General features: G+C 64.5%; 20 protein-coding genes. 1 reads left to right on the top strand and 19 read right to left on the bottom strand.

What is annotated here, in order from left to right:
• Nucleotides 1–11: 11 nt before the first annotated feature.
• The 19 genes from GPICK_RS00500 to GPICK_RS00415 all read right to left on the bottom strand — a co-directional run bounded on the left by GPICK_RS00500 (nucleotide 12) and on the right by GPICK_RS00415 (nucleotide 20,342).
• On the bottom strand, nucleotides 12–461 hold the full coding sequence (locus tag GPICK_RS00500; RefSeq protein ID WP_084201295.1) for a GxxExxY protein: 450 nt from the start codon (nucleotides 459–461) through the stop codon (nucleotides 12–14).
• The gene (nuoF, locus tag GPICK_RS00495) at nucleotides 412–1,677 is read right to left on the bottom strand and encodes an NADH-quinone oxidoreductase subunit NuoF (protein WP_039739529.1); all 1,266 of its coding nucleotides are present in this window, start codon (nucleotides 1,675–1,677) and stop codon (nucleotides 412–414) included. The genes GPICK_RS00500 and nuoF overlap by 50 nt, the downstream gene beginning before the upstream one ends.
• Nucleotides 1,678–1,797: 120 nt before the next feature.
• Nucleotides 1,798–2,139 (bottom strand): DUF488 domain-containing protein, encoded by a 342-nt coding sequence (locus GPICK_RS00490; protein WP_039739528.1) that lies wholly within the window; start codon nucleotides 2,137–2,139, stop codon nucleotides 1,798–1,800.
• Nucleotides 2,140–2,143: 4 nt separating this feature from the next.
• The gene (locus GPICK_RS00485) at nucleotides 2,144–2,476 is read right to left on the bottom strand and encodes a c-type cytochrome (RefSeq protein ID WP_039739525.1); all 333 of its coding nucleotides are present in this window, start codon (nucleotides 2,474–2,476) and stop codon (nucleotides 2,144–2,146) included.
• A 36-nt stretch (nucleotides 2,477–2,512) separates the two neighbouring features.
• On the bottom strand, nucleotides 2,513–2,989 hold the full coding sequence (gene nuoE / locus GPICK_RS00480; RefSeq protein WP_039739524.1) for an NADH-quinone oxidoreductase subunit NuoE: 477 nt from the start codon (nucleotides 2,987–2,989) through the stop codon (nucleotides 2,513–2,515).
• Nucleotides 2,990–3,112: 123 nt separating this feature from the next.
• Nucleotides 3,113–5,491, bottom strand: a complete 2,379-nt coding sequence (locus GPICK_RS00475) for an NADH-quinone oxidoreductase subunit B/C/D (protein ID WP_039739522.1) — start codon at nucleotides 5,489–5,491, stop codon at nucleotides 3,113–3,115.
• Nucleotides 5,478–5,906, bottom strand: coding sequence for an NADH-quinone oxidoreductase subunit A (locus tag GPICK_RS00470; RefSeq protein ID WP_039739520.1), 429 nt, complete (start codon nucleotides 5,904–5,906; stop codon nucleotides 5,478–5,480). The genes GPICK_RS00475 and GPICK_RS00470 overlap by 14 nt, the downstream gene beginning before the upstream one ends.
• Before the next feature lie 106 nt (nucleotides 5,907–6,012).
• Complete coding sequence (locus tag GPICK_RS00465; protein ID WP_084201294.1) at nucleotides 6,013–6,477, bottom strand: peroxiredoxin; 465 nt, start codon at nucleotides 6,475–6,477, stop codon at nucleotides 6,013–6,015.
• Nucleotides 6,478–6,543: 66 nt separating this feature from the next.
• Nucleotides 6,544–7,764: an acetate/propionate family kinase gene (locus tag GPICK_RS00460; protein WP_039739518.1), complete on the bottom strand. Its 1,221-nt coding sequence runs from the start codon at nucleotides 7,762–7,764 to the stop codon at nucleotides 6,544–6,546.
• Nucleotides 7,765–7,798: 34 nt separating this feature from the next.
• A complete protein-coding gene (locus GPICK_RS00455; protein WP_039739516.1) occupies nucleotides 7,799–7,987 on the bottom strand; it encodes a ferredoxin in 189 nt (62 codons plus the stop codon).
• 33 nt (nucleotides 7,988–8,020) lie between these two features.
• Complete coding sequence (locus tag GPICK_RS00450) at nucleotides 8,021–12,556, bottom strand: glutamate synthase-related protein (RefSeq protein ID WP_039739514.1); 4,536 nt, start codon at nucleotides 12,554–12,556, stop codon at nucleotides 8,021–8,023.
• A 52-nt stretch (nucleotides 12,557–12,608) separates the two neighbouring features.
• Nucleotides 12,609–12,833, bottom strand: a complete 225-nt coding sequence (locus GPICK_RS00445; RefSeq protein WP_039739512.1) for a DUF3820 family protein — start codon at nucleotides 12,831–12,833, stop codon at nucleotides 12,609–12,611.
• A gap of 201 nt (nucleotides 12,834–13,034) precedes the next feature.
• Entirely contained in the window at nucleotides 13,035–13,964 is a 930-nt protein-coding gene (locus GPICK_RS17175) for a TIR domain-containing protein (protein ID WP_144400010.1), read from the bottom strand.
• 280 nt (nucleotides 13,965–14,244) lie between these two features.
• Complete coding sequence (locus tag GPICK_RS00440; RefSeq protein ID WP_039739510.1) at nucleotides 14,245–14,601, bottom strand: type II toxin-antitoxin system PemK/MazF family toxin; 357 nt, start codon at nucleotides 14,599–14,601, stop codon at nucleotides 14,245–14,247.
• Nucleotides 14,595–14,849 (bottom strand): hypothetical protein, encoded by a 255-nt coding sequence (locus GPICK_RS00435; RefSeq protein ID WP_039739508.1) that lies wholly within the window; start codon nucleotides 14,847–14,849, stop codon nucleotides 14,595–14,597. The genes GPICK_RS00440 and GPICK_RS00435 overlap by 7 nt, the downstream gene beginning before the upstream one ends.
• A 93-nt stretch (nucleotides 14,850–14,942) precedes the next feature.
• Nucleotides 14,943–16,055 carry a Fic family protein gene (locus GPICK_RS00430; RefSeq protein WP_039739505.1) on the bottom strand — a complete coding sequence of 371 codons (1,113 nt, stop codon included), beginning with the start codon at nucleotides 16,053–16,055 and terminating at the stop codon, nucleotides 14,943–14,945.
• 68 nt (nucleotides 16,056–16,123) lie between these two features.
• Nucleotides 16,124–17,731, bottom strand: a complete 1,608-nt coding sequence (locus tag GPICK_RS00425; RefSeq protein ID WP_039739503.1) for a thiolase family protein — start codon at nucleotides 17,729–17,731, stop codon at nucleotides 16,124–16,126.
• Between the two features lie 167 nt (nucleotides 17,732–17,898).
• Nucleotides 17,899–18,927, bottom strand: coding sequence for a hypothetical protein (locus tag GPICK_RS00420; protein WP_039739500.1), 1,029 nt, complete (start codon nucleotides 18,925–18,927; stop codon nucleotides 17,899–17,901).
• 176 nt (nucleotides 18,928–19,103) lie between these two features.
• The gene (locus tag GPICK_RS00415; RefSeq protein WP_039739498.1) at nucleotides 19,104–20,342 is read right to left on the bottom strand and encodes a multiheme c-type cytochrome; all 1,239 of its coding nucleotides are present in this window, start codon (nucleotides 20,340–20,342) and stop codon (nucleotides 19,104–19,106) included.
• Between the two features lie 145 nt (nucleotides 20,343–20,487).
• Here GPICK_RS00415 and GPICK_RS00410 point away from each other — a divergent pair, with 145 nt between their 5' ends.
• Nucleotides 20,488–21,207 carry a cytochrome c biogenesis protein gene (locus GPICK_RS00410; RefSeq protein ID WP_039739495.1) on the top strand — a complete coding sequence of 240 codons (720 nt, stop codon included), beginning with the start codon at nucleotides 20,488–20,490 and terminating at the stop codon, nucleotides 21,205–21,207.

Here is a 21,207-nt window from a genome sequence, read left to right as displayed (position 1 = left end):
GGCACAGAGACTCAGAGAACAACACGAGTTACCCCATCTCTCAGTACGGGAACATTGAAATTGATCAAAAGGCCGACCTTTTTTTCGGTAAGCTTCAAGTAACTCAGTAACTGGGCCTTGAAAACCGGTTCGAGCCTTTCGGTCGCTTTCAGCTCAACAATCACTCGATTTTCGACGAGCAGGTCGATCCTGTGTTCACCGAGCTTGCTTCCCTTATAAACTATCGGTACGACCGCCTGATTCTCATAGTGCAAGCCACGTGATCCAAGCTCATGACACAGCGCTTTTTCATATATCGACTCCAGAAGACCCGGCCCGAGATTTCGATGAACCTCGATGGCACAGCCGATAATTTTATCAGTTATCGCGTTTATGGCTTTCCTCCGTGTCTTTGTGCCTCTGTGGCAGATGTTATTTTTGTATCGGGCAACGCCCCAAGATGATGTGCTCCCGGATCTCATCCTCGAAGAGCCGCAGAAGCCCCTCCACCGGCCCCATGGCGCCGGGAGCCAGGGGGCAGAAGGCGTAATTGAGGTACTGCACGTGCTCCCGGAGGATGCCGATATGCTCCTCCCGCCCCGCCCCTGCCTCGATCCGGGCGAGGACATCCTGCACGAAGGGGAGCCCCTCCCGGCAGGGGGTGCACCAGCCGCACGACTCGCGGGCGTAGAACGCGATCAGGTTCAGGGTCGCCGCCACCATGCAGGTGTTCCGGTCGAAGACCACGATGCCGCCGGTGCCGAGCCGCGAACCCGCCTTGGCCACGGTGTCGAAATCCATCGGGACGTGCCAGTGGGCCGTGGTGAAGAACGGGGTCGATGCCCCGCCGGGGATGCACGCCTTGAACTCCCGGCCGGGGAGCATGCCGCCGCAGGGGCCGTCGATGATCCCCCCCAGCGTCATCCCCAGGGGAAGCTCGAAGCAGGAGGCGTTTTTCACATGGCCGCTCACGCAGAAGAGCTTGGTGCCGGCCGCCTCGGGTATCCTGGCCAGCCCATTGAACCAGGCGGCGCCATTGGCCACGATGGCCGGGATGTTGGCCAGGGTCTCCACGTTGTTCACCACCGTGGGGCGCCCCCAGAGCCCCTTCACCGCCGGGAACGGAGGCTTGCTCCGGGGGTTGGCCCGCCGTCCCTCCAGGGCGTTCATCAGGGCCGTCTCCTCGCCGCAGATGTAGCGCCCGGCGGACTGGTGGACGTCCAGCTCCAGGGAGAAGCCGCTGCCGAGGATGTTCTCCCCGAGAAGCCCCGCTTCTTTCGCCTCGACAATGGCGCGCCGGCAGTTCTCCGCCGCCTCCTCGTAGCCGCGGCGGATGAAGATGAAGGCGTGGGCCACGCCGATGGCGTAGGCGGCCAGGGTCATCCCCTCCACCAGCGAGTACGGGTTCGCCTCCAGCAGCACCCGGTCCTTGTAGGTCCCCGGCTCCATCTCGTCGCAGTTGCAGATGAGGTAGCGGGGGCCGGGGATGTCCCGCGGCACGAAGGACCACTTCTTCCCGGTGGGAAAGCCGGCGCCGCCGCGCCCCCGCAGGTTGGAGTCGATCACCACCTGCTGGACGTCGGCGGGGGACATGCCGGCAAGCGCCTTCTCCAGCGCCGCGAAGCCCCCCTCGGCCCGGTACTCGGCAAAGGTCACGCACCGGTCGGGGCGGTTATGTCGGAAGAGGAGTTGTTCCATCGGATGCTTTCACTTTTGCCACAGAGCCACAGAGACACAGAGATTCTCGCCATCAAACGGATTCAGACGTTCTCTGTGATTTCCTCCGTGTCTCTGTGTCTCTGTGGCGGACGTGCCGTTTCAGGGTTGAAGCAATTCTTCAATCACCACTGCATTGTTGTGCGCCTCATCCTTGGCGGCGAAGAGGAGCGTCACCGTCCCCTTCCCGGCCAGCGCCCGCAGGTGGTCCAGGAGTTCCGCCTTCGCTTCCAGCTCCCGTCGGTACCGCTCCCGGAACTCCTCCCAGCGGGCCGGGTCGTGGCCGAACCACTTCCGCAGCTCGTCGCTCGGGGCGATCTCCTTCAGCCACTCGTCGAGCCGGGCCTCGTCCCTGGCGATCCCCCGGGGCCAGAGGCGGTCCACGAGAATCCGCGCCCCGTCCTCCGGCGCCGGCGGGTCGTATATCCGCTTGATCCTGGCCATCGGCTTACTTGAAGGTCTTCAGGATGTATACGGCGATGGCCTTCGCTTCCTTGTCGCTGACATCCTTTTTCTCGAACTTGTTCATCCCCGGACCGGGGTTGCGCATGAGCTTGACGATATCCTTCCAGCTCTTGACCCCGTTGGCCTCCAGATCGGCCTTCTTCAGGGTCTTCTTGGGGTTGACGATGTTGCCGCCGTCGGCGTGGCAGGAGGCGCAGTGCTCCTTGAACTCGGCGGCAGCGTCGATTTTCCCCCCTTTCTTGGTATCGGCGAAACCGGCCGTTGCGAATGCCGCCAGGGCCATCATGCACACCGTTGCCATCATCCCTTTTTTCATACGATCCTCCTTGATTTTCTCCGGCCGGTGCCGGGTTTATCGAGCGGCAGAGCGCTCTTTCTCCACAATCTCGCTGGCCTGCTCCGGCGTGACCCGCCCGTGGAGGGTGTCACCGATCATCAGCGTCGGCGCCTCGCCGCAGTTGCCGAGGCAGCAGCAGGGAAGAAGCGTGAACATCCCGTCCGCCGTGGTCTCACCCGGCCCGATGCCGAGCTGCCGCGCCAGGTGCGCCATGAGGCTCTCCCCTCCCATGGCCCAGCAGGAGATGGAATCGCAGACATGGATGACGCGCTTCCCCACCGGCCGGCGGTAGATCATCTCGTAGAAGGTGGCAAGCTCCTCCACCTGGAGCGGCGTCAGCCCCAGAAGCTCCGCCGCCTCGGCAACCGCCTCGTCGGTGAGCCAGCCGTAGTGCCGCTGCAGCTCCTTCATCACGTCCACCACCGCCTCGCGGTTGGTGACGGCGTGGGCGACGCGGGCCTTCAACTCGGATTTCAGACTGTCAGGAAGCATGAATAAACCTTTTCGCCACAGAGACACGGAGAGCGTCAAAATCGAAAAACTTTTTTGGGTTTAACACCAAATCTTAAAGATTTTCTCCGTGCCTCTGTGTCTCCGTGGCGGATTCTCAAGTTCTTACCGATCCAGATCCGCCAACACGAAATCAATCGACCCGATGATCGCCAGAAAATCCGCCACCAGCCACCCCCGGCTCATGAGCGGCAGCGCCTGGATGTGCGGAAAGCTCGGCGTCTTGATCCGGACTCGGTACGGGACGTTGAGGCCGTCGCTCACCACGAAGTAGCCGTTCTCCCCCTTGGGGGCCTCGATGGCACTGTAGTTCTCCCCCCTGGGCGGCGCCATGCCGCGGGTGGCGTTGATGAAGTGGTGGATGAGGGACTCGATGTCGTGGAGCGTGTCCCGCTTCTTCGGCAGGACATAGCGGTAGTCGTCGGTGATCCACCGCCCGGCGGGCATCTCCTTCCGACACTGCGCCACGATGTGGAGCGACTGGCGGATCTCCTCGATCCTGATCCGGTAGCGGGCCCAGCAATCCCCCCCCTCCTCCGTGGGGATCTCGAAGTGGAAGTGCTGGTAGCCGTTGTAGGGGATCTTCTTCCGCAGGTCCCATGCCACGCCGCAGGCCCGCAGGTTCGGGCCGGTGACCCCCCACTCCATCGCCTCGTCCTTGGTGATGACGCCGACCCCTTTGAGCCGCGCCCGGAAGATCGGGTTCCCCTTCAGGAGGTCTTCATACTCCTTGAGCCGGGACGGCATCCATGCGAGGAATTCCTTCACCGCGCCGTCCCACCCTTCGGGCAAATCCTCGGCCACGCCGCCGATCCGGAACCAGGAGGGGTGCATCCGGCCGCCGGTGACCATCTCGATGATGTCGAAGATCTTCTCCCGGTCGGTGAAGGTGTAGAAGACCGGGGTCATGGCCCCCACGTCGGCGGCGAAGGTGCCGAGCCAGACCAGATGGCTGGCGATCCGGAAAAGCTCCGCCAGCATGACCCGGATGGCGATGGCCCGGTCCGGGACGGCGATGCCGCAGAGCCGCTCCACGCTGTTCACGTAGGCGAGGTTGTTCTGGACCCCGGCCAGGTAGTCGATCCGGTCGGTGTAGGGGATGAACTGGTTCCAGTGCTGGCGCTCGCCGATCTTCTCGGCCCCCCGGTGGTGGTAGCCGATGTCGGTGTCCATGTCCACAATCTCTTCGCCGTCGAGCTTGAGGATGAAGCGGATGATTCCGTGGGTCCCCGGATGCTGGGGGCCGAGGTTGAGGATCAGGGTTTCCTCGTCGACTCTATCGAAGAAGTCCGAGGCCGGCAGTGCCTGGTGGCGCCGGGCATCGTCGGTGGTGTAGGGGGGCATCTCCGTGGCCCGGAAGGGGTGCTCCTTCCGCAGGGGATGCCCCTCCCAGTCCGGCGGCATCAGGATACGGCGCAGGTTCGGGTGGCCGGCGAAGCGGATGCCGTACATGTCGAAGGCCTCCCGCTCGTACCAGTCGGCCGCCGGGAAGACGGTGGTCGCGGTGGGGAGTTCCGGCGTCTCACCCGCCAGCTCGGTCTTGATCCGCAGATGGCCGGGTTGGTCGAAGTTCAGGAGGTGGTAGTTGACGGTGAAATCCGAAAACTTTTCCCGCTCCCGGCGGCACGCCTCGTCCACGCAGGCCACGTCCTCCAGGCGCCGGAAGGGGGCGGCACTCCGGCTCTTCAGGTGCCGCAGCACCTCGGGAACCAGCTCCGGCGGGGAGCGGTAGGTGAGCATGTCGGTGGCGTGGTCGTCCCGCACCACTCGGTGGCCGAAGAGGGTCTCCAGCTCGCCGGCGAGGCCGAAGTCGGGGTAATCGTGCTTAGGGGCAGGGGGGCGCCACATCTCGTCGGAGCGGGGCATGGCGAAATGGGGGTGCTGCACCGACGTGCCGCGGATGGCGATCCCCTCCATGCCGGGGCCCCGGGTGTCGCGGGATTTCGTCACCCCGTCCACCAGCACCGGCCGGGTGGTCCCTTCGGTCCCGCCGCTCATGTGGAGGACCTTCCGGGCGGGGCGCTCCTCCCTCTTGATCTTCTCCTGCAGGAGCATCAGCCCCTGGAGGAACGCCTCGGGGCGCGGCGGGCAGCCGGGGACGTGGACATCCACCGGGATGATCTGGTTCACCCCCTGGACCACGCTGTAGACGTCGTACATGCCGCCGGAGTTGGCGCAGCTCCCCATGGAGATGACCCACTTGGGCTCGGCCATCTGCTCGTAGAGGCGGAGGATCGACGGAGCCATCTTCTTGAAGACCGTGCCGGCGATGACCATCAGGTCCGCCTCCCGCGGCGTTCCGCGCAGCACCTCGGCGCCGAAGCGGGAAACATCGTAGCGGGAGGTGAAGGAGGTCATCATCTCGACAAAACAGCAGGAGAGCCCGAAGAACATCGGCCAGAGGGAGTTGGCGCGACCCCAGTTGATGAGGTCATCCAGGCGGGCCAGGATGATGTTGTTCTGCGAGATTTCAGTCTCTTCCATGGGCCCTCCGTTCACGGGACGGCCCCCAGTCGAGGCCCCCTTTTACCCAGAGCCACACAAGCCCCAGGAGGAGGATGACGATGAAGAAGGTGATATGGATGAGCCCCGCCAGACCCAGTTCCCGCCAGGCCGTGGCCCAGGCGAAGATGAAGGCGGCTTCCACGTCGAAGACGATGAAGAAGATGGCGATGAGGTAGAAGGGAACCGGATAGGCGAGCCGGGCGCTCCCCGTGGGGATGGCCCCGGATTCGTAGGGGAGTTCCTTGTTGCGGTTGGTGGTCTTGGCGCCGAGCCACCAGGCCGCCAGGAGGAGGATGCCGATCAGGAGAGTGGCCGCCAGGGTATAGAGCGCCAGGGGGAGGAACTCGGGCGGCAGGGTCGGGAAGAGGGAATGTGAGGTGGCGGCTGGCTGCATTCTTCTCTCCGGCGTAGAGTGACGTGCCGAGGCTCATACTCTAGCGCAATCGGCACGCAAGTCAACGGATTTAACGGGCACGGCAAGGGCGCGGCAGGCAGCGCCCCTACCGCTTCTGCAGGAACTCCAGCACCTGCGCCGGATGGGCCTCGGCCTTGGCCACCCTGGTCCAGTGCTTCGCCACCGTGCCGTCGGGTCCCACCACGACGGTGGAGCGGATCGTCCCCATGGTGGTCTTGCCGTACTGCACCTTCTCGCCGAAGGCGCCGTAGGCGGTCATCATGGCGGCATCGGGGTCCGAGAGGAGAGTGAAGGGGATTCCCTGCTCCCGGATGAATTTGCCGTGGGAGGTGATGCTGTCCTTGCTCACCCCCAGGATGCAGATTCCCAGCTTGTCGAATTCCGGCTTCAGATCACGGAAGCCGCTGGCCTCCTTCGTTCAGCCAGGGGTACTGTCCTTGGAGTAGAAGTAGATGACAGCGGTCTTCCCGGCGTACTCCTTCAGCGAATGCTTCCTGCCGTCGCTCCCCTCCAGGGTGAAATCCGGCGCCTTCTTTCCTTCCAGCGACATCGCAGCCTCCTCGGTGGCTCAAATTTGACGGGATATCAAGACAGTTTACTTCATTTCCGGCGGATGTCATGCTTTCGGCGCGCCGCCGTTCAGGAGCGCCGCCACCTCCTCGGCGTAGACCATCTCCTCTTCGGTGGGGATGACGAAGACCGCCACGGGCGAGTCGGCGGCGCTGATCCGCTCTTCGCGGTCCCGGGAGCAGGCGGCGCGGTTCCGCTCCCGGTCGAGACGGATGCCGAACTGCTCCATCCCGGCCAGGCTCTTCTCCCGCACCAGCCATTCCCCCTCGCCGGAGCCGGAGCCGAAGACCACGGCGTCGAGCCGTCCCACGGCCACGGCGTAGCCGCCGATATGCTTTCTCAACCGGAACGCCTCCATCTCCAGGGCGAGGAGGGACCGCTCGTCCCCCTCGGCCGCCCGGGCCAGGTATGCCGGGCGCTCCCGCCGGACCCCGGTGATTCCCACCACCCCGCTCCGCTGGTTGAGGATCCGGTCCAGGTCCCGGGGGGAGAGGTTCTCCTCCTGCATGATGAAGGGGGGGATGCCGGGATCGATGGAGCCGCAGCGGGTCCCCATCATGGTCCCCTCCAGGGGGGTGAGCCCCATGCTCGTGTCGATGGAACGCCCCTCCTTGACGGCGCAGAGGGAGGTGCCGTTGCCGATGTGGACGGTGACCAGGTTGCACCCGTCCGGGTCGCGCCCCAGGAGCGCCGCCCCCCGCCAGGCCGCGTAGCAGTGGGAGGCGCCGTGGAAGCCGTAGCGCCGGACGCCGTACGTCTCGTACCACTCGTAGGGGAGTGGGTAGAGGTAGGCGTGGGGCGGCATGGTCTGGTGGAAGGCGGTGTCGAAGACCGCCACGTGGGGGATGGCGGGGAGATGCGCGAGGGCCCCCTCGAGGCCGGCCAGGTTGGGGGGGATGTGGAGCGGCGCCAGATCCTCGAACCCCCGCACCGCCTCGATGACCGCTTCATCCACCGGGACCGAGCAGGTGAACCGCTCGCCGCCGTGGACGACCCGGTGCCCCACCGCCGCGATCTGCTCTACCCGCTCCAGGGGCCCTTCCAGGGGGTGGGTCAGGGTGCGGAGGATGAGGGCGACGGCGGAGCGGAAATCGGGGCAGTCGGAGTCGAGCCCGTAGGGTTCGCGCCCCGGCACCTCCATGAGGATGGACGAATCTCCCAGCTCGATCCGGTCCACGTCCCCCCGGGCGAGGACGGTCCGTCGGGACCAGTCGAAGAGCTGGAAGTGGATGGAAAAACCCCGGCAGTTCAGTATCAGGATGTTCATAAACCTTCCAATGTCACGGGATGCGGGGGGATGGCTACCCCCAGTGGATGCAGCTGACCGGGCAGGCGTCGATGGCCTCCTGGATCTTCTCCTCGGCGGCCCCCGCGGGGTCGTATGCCTCGGCGCGATTGTCGTCGTCGAACCGGAAGACCTCGGGGACCGACTCCACGCAGAGACCGCAGCTGATGCAGACATCCTTGTCGACGTACACGTTACGGGCCATGGTTCATTCCTCCTCTCGCTTGTTGACTCAATGTTACTCCGTACTTGCCGGCGGCACCACACCCTTCTCCGGCACGATCTTCACGAAGCCGCTCCGGGCCGCGGCCATGATCCCTTCCACGGCGTCGGCTTCCTCCTCCTGGTGGGAGTGGAGCAGTTCCCGGTGGTATTTGAGCAGCAGTTCCCCGATGGCCGCCACATCCTCCTCCTCGATGTCGCGGATCTCCACCCCGGCCCCCTTGGCCAGGCGGCGGCGCAGGGCATCACGGGTGAGCCCCATGGCATCGTCCAGGTGGCAGTAGACCACCCCGCCGGTCATGCCGGAGCAGATCCAGGGGCCGGGATCGCCGAGGACCACCACGCGGCCGGCGGTCATGTACTCGAAGGCGAACCCCTTCAGGTTGGCGCGGCAGGCCATGTCCCCCCGGTCGTCGTCCAGGGGCTCCCGAATGCGGGAGCCGAAGACCACGTCGGCACCGGAGAGGCGGATGCAGGCCCGGCTGTCGGCATCCCCCTGGATGAGGAAGGTCCCCCCCTGGGCGCCATAGGCGAGCCCCTTGCCGACCCCCCCACCGACGCGGCGCCCCTCCCGGTTTTCCCCCTTGAGGATGACGATTTTCCCGCCGGAGGCGCACTTCCCGACCCCGTCCTGGGCCCCCCCCTCCACCCGGATGTTGATCCGGTCCATGGAGAAGGCGGCGAGGCCGTTGCCGGGGATGGCGTCCCGGTGGAACTGGAGGAGGGCGCTCTGCTCGGGACGGAAGCGCCCCTCGGCCACCCCCCGCACGTAGGCGCCGGCCAGGTGGGTACCGATGGCCCGGTCGGAGCTGGTGGCGTTGTCGTCATCGTAGCGGACCCGCTCCTCCCCCGCGGCAAAGGCGTCGGTCACGAGCCCCGAGATGAGGGAGGTGAGGTAGTTGAGGGGCTTGCGGATGATCCGCACCTCGGGCTCGAAGGAGGAGGCCTCCGCCGACTGGGCCGGCCGGAGGAGCTCCGCCAGGTCGAGGCGGTCGAGCCCCCGGGCCTGGATGAGAAGGTCGCTCCGCCCCACCAGATCCTGGGTCCGCCGGAAGCCGAGCTTGGCGGTGAGGATCCGGATCTCCCGGCTCATCCCCCGGAAGAAGGTGCTCATGTAAATGACGCCGTTCTCCATGACCCGCGGCACGAACCGTTTGAGCCCCTTCCCTTCCGCCTCCTCCGTGGTCTCGATCTGGGTGGCGATCCCCACGTGGCAGGTCCCCAGGTGGCACCCCCGGCAGGCGGTGCAGCCGATGACCACCATGGCCATGGTGCCGAAGCCGACCCGGTTGGCCCCCAGGAGCATCAGCTTCACCACGTCGCGGCCGGTGCGGGCGCCACCGTCGGCCCAGATCTCGACCCGCTGCCGCATGCCGGCAGAAACCAGGGCCTTGTGGGCCTCGGAGACGCCGATCTCCGCCGGGAGCCCCACGAACTTGATGGCGTGCTTGCGGGCCGCGCCGGTGCCGCCGTCGTAGCCGCTGATGGTGATGATGTCCGCCCCCGCCTTGGCCACCCCCAGGGCGATGGTGCCGATCCCCGCCACCGCCGGCACCTTCACCGAGATCCGAGCCGTGGGGTTGGCGGTGCGGAGCTCCTCCACGATCTGGGCCAGGTCCTCGATGGAGTAGATATCGTGGTTGTTGGAGGGGGAGATGAGCGACACCCCCGGCGTGGCGTGGCGCGCCGCGGCGATCTTGGCCGTCACCTTGAAGCCGGGGAGGTGCCCCCCCTCCCCCGGCTTGGCCCCCTGCCCCACCTTGATCTCCAGGAAGTCGGCGGAGTTGAGGAACGCCATGTTCACCCCGAAGCGCCCCGAGGCGATCTGCTGCCCCCGGTTTTTCCGGTACTGCCCCAGCATGTCGGCGATCTCCCCCCCCTCGCCGTTCATGCAGACGATGTTGAGGCGCTTCGCCGCCTCGGCGTAGATCCGGAACGGCGTCTCCCCCTGGGAGCCGAAGCTCATGGCCGAGAAGAGAATCGGCAGGTTGTGGTCCCCGACGCCCGTCTCCACCTCGTCCGGGTCCACGGTCAGCTCCGGGGTGTAGCGGAGGTCCAGCAGATGTCGGATGGCCAGGGGATTCTCCGCCTCGTACTGCTGGATGAGGCGCGAGAGGTCGGCGTAGGTCTCCTCCATCTTGGCCACGGCCCCCACCATCTTCCAGATCTTGGGGTAGAGGCGGAACTGCACCGGCACCGGCTGTTTCTGGCGGCTCCGGGCCACGGCGGTGCGGGAGCGGTTCTCCGCCTCCAGCCGCTCCAGGGTAAGTCCCCCCTGCCCCGATCCGCAGAAGTTGGGGGTCTCGAAGATCCCGGCCAGGTGGCGGCAGAGGCCGATGGAGGCGAAGTACTTGCCGTACCCCCCGACCTCGTGGGTCCCCATGGTGGAGATCACCTTCTCCACCCCCTTGACGAGGACCGAGAGGAGGTTCTCCAGGCCGGCGGCATCGCCGGCAAGCTCCCACATGACGTAGGGGCAGAGGGCGTCGGCCCCCATGCCGAGGGCGAAGATGAGGTCGTGGAGGCTCCGGAGCACCCCGGAGCGGAGCACCAGGGCCGTGTGCCGGTGCAGGCTCTCCCCCGCGGCGTCGGTGGCCTCCTTGAGCCCCTTGTGAAGTACCGCCGTCACCAGGAACGGGTCGATGAAGCTCTTCCCCGCTCCGAAGCAGTCGCTGTCGTCCACCAGGAGCATCGCCGCGCCGCGGTTCACCGCCTCCACCGCCTCGCAGGTGAGGCGCACCAGGGCATCGCCGAGCCCCTCGTCCTTCCCCATGAAGCAGGATATCACCCGGCAGCGCCCCTTACCCTCGCCGAAGGCGGCCGCGACCCCCTCCAGGGTGACGGTGCCGAACTCCCGGGCCGCCACCGCGTCGTCCGGGTCGGGGCCGGTGCGGCGGCCGCCGGTCAGGAGCGGCACCTCCAGCGCCACCCCCGGCCGGGCCGGACCCCGGAGCGAGGGGCGGGGGCCGAGGTAGACCCGGGTGGAGAAGTGCTCCGCCTCCCGTTCCCGGTCGATGGCCGGGTTGGTCACCACCGCCACCTGCTCCTTGAAGTAGTCGGAGAGGTTCTGGCGCTGGTTGGAGAGGGAGGCCAGGGGGCCGTCATACCCCAGGGAGGCGATGGGGTCCGAGCCGCTCCGGGCCATCTCCCGCAGGATGTTCAGGTCGCTGGACTTCCAGGCGAAGGCGGACATGAGATTGTCCTGGTGGAGCTTGGCGTTGCGCTGCCATCTGGCCTGTAGGGGCAATTCATGAATTGCCCCTACGTCGCCTGCCGCCATCAGGGATTTCCGGTGCGACTCAAGGTTCGTCCGCTTCCGGAAATTCTGGTAGACCTCGCGCCGAAGCCGTGGGTGGTCGATGAGCTCGGCCTGCCGCCCCGCCACAATCCTGATTCCCACCTTCTCGCCGGGGGCAAGGGGTTTCGGGTCGGCCAGGATCTCCTCGTGGGGGACCACCCCCAGCTCCGACGAGGCGAAGATCTCCTTGGTCGTCTCCCCCACCCAGAGGGGGCGCAGCCCCATGGCATCCACGCTGAAGACGCAGAGCTCCCGGTGCCGGGCGATGATCGCCGCCGGCCCCTGGGCGCTCGCCTTCAGGAAGCGGCGGAACCAGGTGTACATGGAGCGAATCTCCTGCCCCATCCCGTCCATGGCGCTGAAGATGGGGGGAAAGACCACCTCCATCGCCTCGAAGAGGGAGAGGCCGTAGCGGAACATGAGCCCCTCCAGGGTCCGGTTCAGGTCCTGGGAGTCGGAGCCATCGGCGAAGAGCGGAATCCCCATCATCCGCGCCTCCTCCCGGAGCCGGGCGATGGTGTTGATCTCCCCGTTGTGCCCCAGGAGCGAGAAGGGCTGGGCCCGGAGCACCGTGGGGAGGGTGTTGGTGGAGTAGCGGCTATGGCCGATGGTGACCGCGGAGAGGAACTCGCGGCGCTTCAGCTCCGGGTAGTAGCGGGGGAGGAGCTCCGGCGCGCCGTGAACCTTCCAGGCCGTCACATCGGCGGAAAGCGACGCCACGTGCACCGGGAAATCCCGCTCGATGGCGGTCTGGAACTCGAAGAGGAGCGCCGGCGCCGCCACCTTCTCGGGGCAGAGGAGCGCCACCTGCCAGAAGAGGGGCTCCCCCTCCCGGGCGCGGCTGGAGAGGACCTCGCTCCGGACGATGCCGGGGCGCTCCACCAGAAGCTGCACCCCGGCCGCGGCGAAACGGGCGAGGATCTTCTCCTGCAACTGCGGGTCGGCCGCCGTGGCCTCCTTGGGGAGCAGCAGATGCCCCACCGCGAATGCGGGGGCCTCGGCCAGGTTCGGGTCATGGCCGGCGCCGGCCAGCACCTCCCGCCAGATCATGCGCGGGATGTCGGTCAGCACCCCGCAGCCGTCCCCTTCGCCGTTGATCTCTCCCGCCCGGTGACCCATCTTCACCAGGGCATCGATGGTCCGCTGGACGTTGCCGTGGGTGGGGCGGGCTTCCTTGTTGATGTAGCAGATGATGGCGCAGGCGTCCCGCTCGGGGGGGACGAGGCCGGAGGGGTCGATGGGTTGGGTGGTCATGGGGAGTCTCCGTGGCGGTGGTTTGGGCCGGTCCTGTCGCCGGTCGGCAACTTCACCGTAACCGGTCGAACAGGTATTCGAGCCCGTTTACCTTGATTTCATAGACGGCGCGCAGCATGGTGCCCAGCTTTCCTTCGGGAAAGCCCTGCCCGGCAAACCAGACGACATAGGGCTCCGGCAGGTCGATGAGGCGGCGCCCCTGATATTTGCCAAAGGGCATCCGCATGGTGGCCAGTTCCAGCAACTGTTCGTGATCACAGGAAGGATACGGTTCCATTGTTTCCTTTTATGGGGATCAGAGGTGCTGGCCGAAAGCACGGTGGCGCTTTGATCCGCAATTCTAACGGGTCGCCCGGTTCACCGGCCTCAAGGCCGTGTGCAACCGGCTTGTTGGGAATCGTTTGTTCTATTTTCAATGGCTGACCACTCATGGGTCTTGTCGGTACTGGTCTTGTAGCAGTTGTGTTAACAACTAAATTCATGGCTTAGGCTCCCTTCCCGTTAGAGCTGTTAGCCTCTTTGTTAGCAATGATTCAAGCTCTTTCATGTTGTTGTATTCAGGGCAGTTATATGCGGCCAAATCGAAATGAATGGGTGTACCAGCCTTCCGATAAAGAATCACTCGTTTATCGATTGCATGTGCAAAACCAATTTCGTAATAAACACTTGGTCTTTCTCCTGACAAATCAGCTATCAAAAACTCAGATGTCCGAATTTCCTCTACTATCTTGGCTGTGATCACATCGCTATGCTCAATATCATCGGCTCTTAATGCGATTATGCTAAATTTATTACAGCACCTCTTTATTGTATCAACCACATCAATAAGTTCAGGGATATCCTTGGAAATCCACATCATGATAAATGCAGTGCCTGGTCTATATCCTGTCGAAGACGTGAGTTTACTTAGCGGATGATGATCCAGTTCTTTACCATCAATTGAAAATTCTACGATTGGTCTCAATTTTTCAGCTCCGTCATTGAATTGACGTCGAGAGAGCATAGGTGGATTTGGCTCACTATCATCTTGCTCTGCTCGTCTCATTCCAATGTATGTCCCCTCATCATGGAGAACTTCAGAATCCCAGAACCTGTATCGCCGTAATCTAATAGCCGCACGCATTGTTTTTAAAGCTAAACCGGCTTGCCTTTCATCTTCTTCTCCAAGAAAAGGTGAGCGACGAATTGCAATAGCCATGTCCGAGGCGAAGCTAATAATTTCATTTATGATTCCTGACCCAACATCTCTGAGAGCATCTGGCAATTGGTTCCAGAATGCATCAGACTCGCTTTCTCCATATGAAATGGAGCGGTCGATACTACTCTCTGCCGCTGAGAAAAAGGCATCAGCGTCTTTAATGATTTTTTCTAGCCTCTCTGGAGGTGATAGTTTTTGAGATTCTGACATGATAACTTCCGTTTATGCCTATCTTTTATTCAAATTGGTTCATTCACTGTAGGCCAACAAGTTGTTGACCGGTTCACGCGCGTACGCGCGTGAACCGGTGATCTACCCAATCAGAACATTTCTCTTGCGAGCTGCCTGGCCCTCTTTGGCCTCGCCGTGCTTCTGTGCGGTCACAAGTGTGGCGGGTATTCTCCTTCTGGCAGAAAACAGCACATCCAGGATTGCTGTTTTGCGGTCACAACTACAGACTCCTATGGATAGCAGTATCGGGGTGGATATCTCACTCTACATCCCGCGGCTGAAGCACAAGATTAACACCTTCGAGAATCTCACTAACCCGTTTCGGCGGCAAAGTCCCGATGTACTCATCCAGTTGCGTCTTGTCCACCGTGAAAATCTGGGACACGTTGACGACACTCTGCTTCGACAGATTGACTTCGTTCTTTTCAAGCAGCACATTGCCGGGCGCGCCTGCACGTTTGAGATTCGACGTAAGGGGGCAGACAACCACCGTCTTTATCTGGCTCCGGTTGAACAGGTTATTCTGGACGATGACATGGGGGTGCCGATAGCCGGGTTCCGAGCCTTCGGGTTCGTCAAGTTCAATCCAGTAGATGTCACCCTGATTGATTACCATTCCCCCTCCACCATGCGCCGGTGCTGCCGGCGTGATTTCCGGCGAAGGGTCTGCTCTGCCGTGTCGGAGTCGTCCGCGTAGGCCGCGTTGATCTGGGCAAGCATCTCCCTGTTTTTCTGGTGCGCGATGAAGTCTTGCAAGGCGATCACGAAAAGCCTGCTGCGCGACACCTTCATGGATTGCGCCATTTTCTCGGCCTGGTCAAAGAGATCCTTTTCGATGGATATTGCAGTTTTTATGGCTTTCATTAGTTATACCTCCTTCAATGAAAAGTATAACTCCGGTTTATACCTCGGTCAACGTCATATATCTCTGTGAAACGTGCCGTTAAGTATTCCTCTTCATGGCCACACAATTTCATAACTGACGCTCCGGCCCTTCCCCGCCGCCTGCCTGATGACCCCCCACTCCACCAACTGGCTCATCTCCCGGAACGCCGTGGCGCGACTTACGGCGGCGATGGAAGCATACTTTCGCGTGGTGAGCCCCCCTTCGAAGCCTCCTTTGCCTGCATCGAGAAGCCGGTTGACCACCTTCCGCTGCCGTTCGGTGAGGGGGAGGTGTCCGTGCAGACGCCAGAAGGCGGCCTTGTCGAGCACCACGGCCAGGAGCGTTTCCGAACGGGTGATGGCCCGGGCAAGGGCGCCGAGAAACCAGAGGAGCCACGGGGTGATGTCGCCGTCACCCTTCTGGCACCGTTCGAGGACGTCGTAGTATGCCTCCCGTTCCGCCATGATCTGGGAGGAGAGGCTGTAGGAGCGCATCCGTTGCCGGTCGTCCTGGGTGAGGGCCATGTCGGTCAAGGCCCGGGCGATCCGGCCGTTGCCGTCCTCGAAGGGGTGAATGGTCACGAACCGGAAGTGGGCCATGGCGGCCCGCAGCAGTCCCTCCATCTTCCCCAAGCTCTCATCCCACCACATCAGGAAACGGGCCATCTCCTCTTCGATACGCTCCGCCGGGGGAGCCTCGAAGTGGACGGTTTCCCGGCCGACGGGGCCGGAGACGACCCGCATCGGCTCCTCGCCGCGCCACTGGCCTACCCTGATCCTGTGCAGGCCGGAGTAGCCGGTGGGGAAGAGTGATGCCTGCCACCCCTGGAGCCGCTCCACCGTGAGCGGTTCGTCGCAGTTCTGGGTGGCGTCCATAAGCACCGCCACAAGGCCGTCCACGTGACGGTCCACCGGGAGCCCGGCGGCGGGGATGCCGAGCCGGCGGGCCACGGAGGAGCGGACCGCCTTCAGGTCGAACTGCTCCCCCTCGATGGCGGCAGTGGTCATGGTCTCTTCGGCCAGGATCTCGGCCTGGGCCTCGGTTCCGAGGGAAACTCCCAATGCTGCAATGGCGTTAAGGAGTCTCCCCTGGAGCCTGCGGCATTCACCGAGGGGGGCGAGAAGCTCTTCCGCATTCCATCGGAAATCAGGCCAGGACTGGGATTGCCAGACGTAGTGAGTCATTTCCTCTCCATAATCGCTTCAAAATATGAAGCGATTATAGTCTCTTTTCGCTTCATGGGAAGAGGAAATTACCATCCCGTCAGCCTCTTCCACCCACTCCCCGCCAGGTCCACGAGCCCGTCGATGGTGCGCTGGTAGAACTTCTTCACCGGCATCCGGTTGAGGAGGATCTGGCCGTCGCTCCGCTCCAGGCTGATCCGGTCGCCGGGGAGAAGCTTGATGAGTTGCTGGTAGTTCTCGCCGGCGATGCCGAAGAGGAAGCGGTACGATTTCCCGCTTGCCGCACGGCAGGAGACGATGGTGATGATCCCCTCGGGATCGCCGCTCTTGTAGTCGAAGCGGGTGGTGGCGGTGACGAAGGTTCCCTCCACGACGCCGCTTTCAGCCAGGAGGGCGTCGACGGTGACCTCCTTCGGCTTGAGCCGCCCCAGCGAGGGGAGCCCCCATGGTTTGTACGGCTCATGGTGACGGCGCCCGTAGTGGTCGCTCCGCTCCAGGAGGATGACGATGTTGTTGTTGATCGGCCCGCCGATGGAGTGGGAGACGCCGGCCTGGAAGCGCCCCTCGGCGATCATTTTGTGGTTCTCCACCACCTGGATCATGCCGGTGGCACCCAAGGGATGACCGCGCCCCTTGAGGCCGCCGGTGAGGTTGGTGGGGAAGAGGCCGTGCTCGCCGGTGATCCCGTCGTCCAGCAGGGCATCGAGAATTCGCCCCCGGGGGACGAAGCCGAGATCGACCATGTTGATGGGGCCGAAGCCGTTGAAGGGGTCGTGCATGTTCACGTGGATCTTCCCGGCGAAGGAACGGATGTCCCTGATGCCGGCCATGCCGTAGGCCTCGGCGGCGGCCGCCACGGTGGCGGGGAAAGAGTGGAAGTAGTTCCGGTCGGCGATGGTGGGGATGTCGGTGGCGCTCCCCACGCCGGAGACCAGCACCTCCTGGGGATCGGCGGTGAGGATCACCGCGGCGACGCCGTCGGACATGGGGCAGAAGTCGTGATAGCGCAGCGGCCACCAGTAGCGGTAGTTCTTGCCGCTGACGATCTGGCGGTAGTACTCCTCCAGGGGGATCTCCCCGTTCAGGTGGGCGTCGGGGTTGCGGGCGGCGTAGCGGTGGGCCCGCTGGGTGAGCAGCGCCGAGAAGGCGGTCCACTCGTCGATGGAGAGGCCGTGGCGCTCCATGAGCGCCCGCGCCACCAGGGCACCGCAGGCGGGCATGGTGAGCCCGAACTCCGCCTCGTCCCGGTCGATGACGCCGGCCACGATGCGGGTCGCCTCGGCGGTGGGGGCGTCGCTCATCTTCTGGATGCCGATGGCGAGGACATGGTCGCAGCGCCCCGAGGCGATCTGGAGGCAGGCGTTTTCGAAGGCCGAGGCGCCGGAGGAGGAGGCGGTGTCGATGAGGACCGACTTGGCGCCGGAGACGCCGATGACGCCGGCAATCTTGGCGGCGGTGTTGTCGACGCCGGAGAAGGCGACGGGGCTCTGGGAGCCGACCACCACCGCCTCGATGTCGCGGGGTTTCACCGGCGAGCCGTCGAAGACCGCCGTGGCCTTTTCGGCCAGGTCGAGAAAGGAGAGCTTTTCGCGGTGCCGGCCGTCGTAGCGCCCCACCGGCGCCATGTACGATGCGGCCACGTAGACGTTTCTCGGCTTGAATTCGCGCTGTTTCATGGTTCCTCCCGGGAGTGGCGGTGTCACGTACTCAATTGTAAATGAAGAGTGCCACCCCACAAGGGGCAAAGAGCGTCTCCGCAGATAACCGCTCATGTGCGGACACGTCCAAAGAAAAAGCCCGCGCCGGTTGGGGCGCGGGCGGACGGTGCCTGCTGCGGACGGTGCTATTTCACCGGGGTCGCGTCGAGGGGAAGTTCCTTGACCGGCTCCGGGGCCACCACCGGTTCCGGCGCCGACTGCGGCGCGGCGGCAGGAGCGGCCTGGGGGGCGGGGGCAGGGGCAAGGGCCGGTGCCGGCTGCGACACCGGCTGCGACACCGGCTGCGCGGCGGGCGGGGCGGGGGCCTCCTGCTCGGGCCGGGACTCCGGGGCCCCCTTGTCGCCGCCGTTGAAGAGCTTCACCGGGGGCTTGAGGAGCCCCACCATGTCGTCGAAGAGGTGATAGTACGGGGCCGTCGCCTTCCGGTCGCGGAAGAGGAGGTCCTTTTCCCTCTTGCCGAGGTAGCGGCTGATGCCGGGGATCGTCTTGAACTTCACCTCCACCTTTTCGTCCATGTTGGCGGCGGCCTGGTCGAAGTCGGGATACTGGAGTTCCGTCAGGATCGGGGTGGTGGGGCCGCCGACGCGGAAGTTGGGGTATTCCCAGAGGGTGGCGCCGCTGGCGTCCAGGATCTGGGCGGTCATGATCAGGTCGTTGTAGTCGGCGTCCAGGTACTTGAGGAGGTTGTTGGAGAAGATCCGGTCCTGTTTGACGAGGCCGCTCACCACCACGAGGAGGACGGCGTCGACGCCGTTCTGGCTGACCAGGGTCCTGATCTCCTCGGGCTTGAAGAACTGCTTGTTGTAGACCACGCCGGCGTCGTCGCGGCGCTCACTCCGCAGCAGCAGCGTCCGGAAGAGGTCGTCGGGGGAGAGGGCGTCGATGAAGCGGACCGAGAAGTAGGCCCCGGAATCCTTGAGCATCGCCGCCAGCTCTTTCTCGTTCTTCCGGTTGTACTCCTTCACCAGGGCGACGAGGGCATCCTTCTCCGGGAGGCGGATGTCGGAAGCGGCGTCGACGAAGAGGGGGGCGACGCCGAGTACCTTCACCTTCTGCTCGTAGGCGTCGCGGGGGACGTTGAAGGGGTTGTGGGCGCAGCCCAAGGCGGAAAGGGCCAGGGCGGCCAGGGCGATCCATTGGACAAACCGTTTCATCGCTTCCTCCTGAATCGATCTCGGACGTGGTTCTTCCTCAGACCTTTCCGTTTATAGCAGAAGCGTCCCTGGATGACCACCCCTTTCGCGCCCTCCGCCGGGGGAGCGCCCGCCCCCCGGGACGCAAAAAAGGCGGGGCTTTCGCCCCGCCTCGGGTGGACCGCCAAGGCCCCGCGTTACTGCTTCGCTTCTTTGCGCATCCGCTCCGCGTCTTCCTTGATCCGGGTCGCTGCCTCCTTCACCTTGGCCCAACCGTACCAGTGCATGTAGTCCGGGTTGGCGTGGAAAGCCCCCTGGAAGGCCCGCTGCCGGTATTCGAGGAAGATCAGGTAGAGCTCCTGCTCGGCGGCGGTCTTCGCCTCGTAGAACTGGAGAAGGTCCGGGGTGTACTTCCAGCCGGCCGGCTTCTTGATGATGCCGTCGTCGTAGAGGGCCTTCACCGTCCGGATGGAGTCGGCGAAGATCTTGTCCACCTCGCGGATGACCTCGTCGCCCGCCTTCAGGTTCGCCTCGGCGTAGCTCCTGGAGTGGCACTGGCTGCACGCCGCGATCATCTTCTGCCGGTCCTTCTCGAAATCCTCCTTGGTGAGACGCGCCACCTTGGCCGCCTTGACGGCATCGAGCCGCTCGGTGGGCTGTCCCTTGTCGTCCAGGACCCCGATCGCCTTGAGGATCGTCACCCGGTTGTCCAGCCACTCCTTGTCGTCCTCGGGGAGGCGCAGGGCCAGGAATCCCCAGGCGGTTTCCACGTTGTGGCCGCCGTCGGGCATGTGGCAGGTCTGGCAGGTGGGGGCGCGGCCGGTGGTCGGCTCGATCTCCCAGATGGTGCCGTGCTTGGAGGTCTGCCACATCTCCCACTGCGGGTGGTCGAATCCCATGTGACAGGTGCGGCAGGCCCGCGGATCCCGCGCCTCTTTCACCGAGAAGCTGTGGCGGGTGTGGCAGGAGTCGCAGGCGCCGGTGCCGTAACGGGTCAGGTCTCCCATCGCCTTCTCGCCGATCTTGTGGCAGGCGGAGCACCCCTTCAGGTCGCCGCCGCCGACGGCCGACGGCTGGTGGGTGATCATCGGCATCGCCTTCATGGCAGCCCAGGCGAGGGCATGCTTCCCGGCGCGGTACTCCTTCACCCGCTTCTCGTGGCACCTGGCGCAGGTGTCGGGGGTGGGGAGCTTCACCTTGGCCACGTCCTCGGCCGACTGGTGGTCGCTGCCGTGACAGCCGGAGCAGTCCATGACCTTGGCCATCTTGCCGGAGAGGAACTGTTTCACGATCCCCGGCGTCACCTTCTCGTGACAGCTGATGCACTTCGACTGCTGGGCAGCCTCCGTCGGCGCCGCGCGGAGCCCGAGCGACACCCCGCAGCCGAGGGCCGCCACGGCGGCAACGATGCCAAACCGTACAATGCGTCCTTTCATCTTTTCCTCCTTCCGTAGTCGGTTGCCTGACCGGTGGCGGTTCACTATCTATCGATTCTACCAGCCAATTGCCGCCGGTCAAAACCGGCCGGCCTCCCCCGCGCCGGCTTCCCTTCTCCGGGGGAATGTGCTATAGCCCATAGCCATGAAGTGGCTCCTGATCGTCTCGGCTCTGTTCTACCTCTTCGGCTCCTTCCGGCGCCCCCTCTTCGGGGCCGGACTGGCGGCGGGGCTCGCCTATCTGGCGTTGCGGGGGGTCGCCCTCGGGCGGCTGCCGCTGATCGGCCCCCACGACACCCTCGCCTTCTTCTCCGCAGCGATCGGCCTCATGGCGCTGCCGTTCCTCTTCGCCCCGGCGCTGCGGGACTCCGCGCTCTTTCGCTGGGGAGCAGGATGCACGGCGGCCCTCTTCGCCCTCCTGGCGCTCCCCTTCCCCTCCTTCGCCATGCCGCTGCCGCCGGTGCTCCGGACCCTCTGGTTCGAGCTCCACGTGGCGCTCGCCTTCTTCGCCTATGCCCTCTTCGCCATCGGGGCGCTCCTGGGGGGGATCTTCCTTGCCGGCGGCGAGCGGCGGCTCCTCGACCTCCAGTACCGGGCGGCGCTGGTGGGGTACACCTTCTTCTCCGCCTCCATGGTCTCCGGGGGGATCTGGGGATACTACGCCTGGGGGACCTACTGGCTCTGGACCCCGAAGGAGCTCTGGACCTCCATCCTCTGGCTCTTCTACAGCTTCTGGCTCCACCTGCGGTTCAGGGGGGCGGGGGGAGAGAAGGCCCTGGCCTGGGCCGGCATCGCCGGCTTCGCCGTGGCGCTCTTCACCTACCTGGGGGTGAGCATCCTGATGAAGAGCTCCCACAGCTTCTGA

Origin of the sequence: Geobacter pickeringii (assembly GCF_000817955.1) — a bacterium.
Lineage (GTDB): Bacteria > Desulfobacterota > Desulfuromonadia > Geobacterales > Geobacteraceae > Geobacter > Geobacter pickeringii.
Note: the sequence above shows the minus strand (reverse complement) of the source record. Positions and strands in the feature narration are given on the sequence as shown.